At 41.3% G+C, this 2,634-nt stretch carries 4 protein-coding genes; all 4 read right to left on the reverse strand.

Annotated features, from left to right (window positions below; all coding sequences use genetic code 11):
- A partial coding sequence (locus D6734_02370) for a phosphoglycerate kinase (GenBank protein RMF97334.1) occupies positions 1-859 on the reverse strand: 859 nt, incomplete at its 3' end.
- A complete protein-coding gene (gene gap, locus D6734_02375; protein ID RMF97331.1) occupies positions 814-1,806 on the reverse strand; it encodes a type I glyceraldehyde-3-phosphate dehydrogenase in 993 nt (330 codons plus the stop codon). The genes D6734_02370 and gap, both read right to left, overlap by 46 nt.
- Positions 1,807-1,953: 147 nt before the next feature.
- Positions 1,954-2,313, reverse strand: a complete 360-nt coding sequence (locus tag D6734_02380; protein RMF97332.1) for a hypothetical protein — start codon at positions 2,311-2,313, stop codon at positions 1,954-1,956.
- Between the two features lie 45 nt (positions 2,314-2,358).
- Entirely contained in the window at positions 2,359-2,610 is a 252-nt protein-coding gene (locus D6734_02385; GenBank protein RMF97333.1) for a hypothetical protein, read from the reverse strand.
- Positions 2,611-2,634 lie beyond the last annotated feature (24 nt).

The raw sequence follows: 2,634 nt of genomic DNA on the forward strand, positions 1-2,634 counted from the left end.
GAAATTCAGCATTACTATTCTTACTTTTTTCCAATATTTCCTTTGCCAAATCGATTTTGTCATCTTCGACTAACGATTTCCCCACAGCAACTCCCTTTGCCTTCAAAATCGTGTATGCCATTGCTCCGCCTATCAACATTGTATCAGCTTTACTGAGAAGTGTTTCGCTTACCTGTATCTTGTCTGAAACTTTGGCGCCACCAAGCACCGCAACGAAGGGCTTATCAGGATTTTCGAATGCCTTGCCAAGGAACTCCAACTCTTTTTCCATTAAAAAGCCAGCCGCCGCCGGCTGAATAAACTTCGTAATTCCGCAAACAGAGCTGTGAGCGCGATGAGAAGAGCCAAAGGCGTCGTTGACATACACATCTGCCAATGATGCAAGCTCTTTTGAAAAATTATCGTCATTCTTTGTCTCTTCAGGGTGAAAGCGGACATTTTCAAGCAGGACGACATCGCCCTCTTTGAGATTATCCGTAATCTTCTTTACTTCTTCACCAATACAATCAGGCGCCATAATAACTTTTCTGCCAAGTAATTCGGATAATCTTTCAGCCACAGGTTTCAAGCTCATTTCAGGGACAACCTTCCCCTTTGGTCTTCCCAAATGAGAGGCAAGAATGAGAGACGCACCGTTATCAAGAGCATATCTAATAGTATCGAGCGCCGCCCTTATTCTTGTATCGTCATCGACCTTCCCGTCTTTCAGCGGCACATTGAAGTCAACGCGCATAAAGACTTTTTTGCCTTTAAGGTCCAAATCTTTGATCGTTAGCTTTTTCACTTCCACAACCTCATCTGTTTTTAAAATGGTCAAATATACTTGATAAGGTCTCTGATTCTGCAGGAGTATCCCCATTCATTATCATACCATGCAAGCACCTTTACCATTTTACCTTCTATAACTGAAGTACATTTCCCGTCAACGATTGAAGAATGCGGATTACCATTGAAATCGATCGAAACGAGCGGTTCATCTGTAAAGTCGAGGATGCCTTTCAACTCACCTTCACTTGCCGCCTTCAATGCATTGTTTACATCATCAACTGTTACTTCTTTCTCGAGTACCGCAACAAAATCTACAACTGATACATTCGGTGTAGGCACTCTTATTGCCATTCCATCAACCTTGCCCTTCAATGAAGGAAGAACGAGTGCCACAGCTTTAGCCGCACCTGTTGTCGTGGGTATCATAGAAAGGTTTGCGGCCCTTGCACGCCTCAAATCTGAATGAGGGAGATCGAGAACTCGCTGATCATTGGTGTAGGAATGAATAGTTGTCATCAATCCTTTTTCTATACCAAAATTGTCAAGGAGAACTTTTGCTACAGGAGCAAGGCAATTCGTTGTGCAGGAAGCATTGGATATAATGTTGTGCTTTTCTTTATCGTAAGATTTTTCATTCACACCCATCACAATAGTTATGTCAGGGTCAGTTGCAGGTGCTGAGATGATAACCTTCTTTGCGCCTGCTTCGAGATGCTTCGATGCATCAGGCCTTTTTCTGAAAAGCCCGGTCGATTCAACGACGACATCGACGCCAAGGTCTTTCCATGGAAGCTTTGCAGGATCTCTTTCTGCCATTACCTTTATATTTTTACTGCCAAAAGTAATTGAATCATCTGATGCTTTGACATCCTGCAGCGCTATGCCATGCACTGAATCATATTTTAAAAGATGTGCGAGAGTTGCCGGATTTGTAATATCATTCACTGCAACAAACTCGATCTCATTGTCATCATAACTTGCACGCAGTAGGTTTCTTCCAATTCTACCAAACCCATTGATACCAACACGAATCGCCATATTTGCCACTCCTTATATTAGAGTTTGAAATTTTATAACGGATTGAATAATAGAAATTTCCGAAAAGTTTTTGTATTATAAAAAAGGCACAATTGTCAATCTATTTTAAAATCAATTGTTATCATATTTATGTACTTTTTGTTCTTTTCATTTCACAATCAATAGGATCATATAAAGTCGTTCTTCATCTAATTTGATAGGCAGGCTTTCGCTTGGTATCATCTTTACAACCACCTGCTTTAGCTGGTGGTATGTCCCAACGGCTGAAGCCGTGGGTTGTGCCGGGGATCTTTCCTTGAGTTGTACCATGGGTTGTTGAGGATAGATCTCCACACTCACAACCACCTGCTTTAGCTGGCGGTTGATTCTGACGGATGACACCGTGGGCTGCTGAAGAGGGATATGAATCTGTGCAACCGCCTGCTTTAGCTGGTGGTACCTCCTGACGGCTGAAGCCGTCAGTTGTGAATTGTGATAGACAATTTTTTCGATTTTCCAATATTTCAAACCTTGTTTTTTATAGATGGTCTATTAGTTATATCCCATAGCTCGTCACTTTTTACCATTTATCTCCCCTTCCACAATCTTTATTTCTTCATCTGTCAACCCGTAAAGTTTGTAAACCAACTGGTCAATCTGGCGTTGGAATTCTTTGACTTTTGCCTGTTTTTGCGGGTTTTCAAAGTAATCTTCGGATTGGGTGAGGGAGAGGATTTTGTTGACAAGGTCTATAAATGGTCTTTGTCCTTCTAAAGAAATTTGTTTTATTGGTAATTTCCCCATATAGTAAGCATCAAAATGCATAGTTCTAACTGCTCTGTTATAAAC

This window comes from Candidatus Schekmanbacteria bacterium (assembly GCA_003695725.1).
In the GTDB taxonomy this organism is placed as follows: Bacteria; Schekmanbacteria; GWA2-38-11; order GWA2-38-11; family J061; genus J061.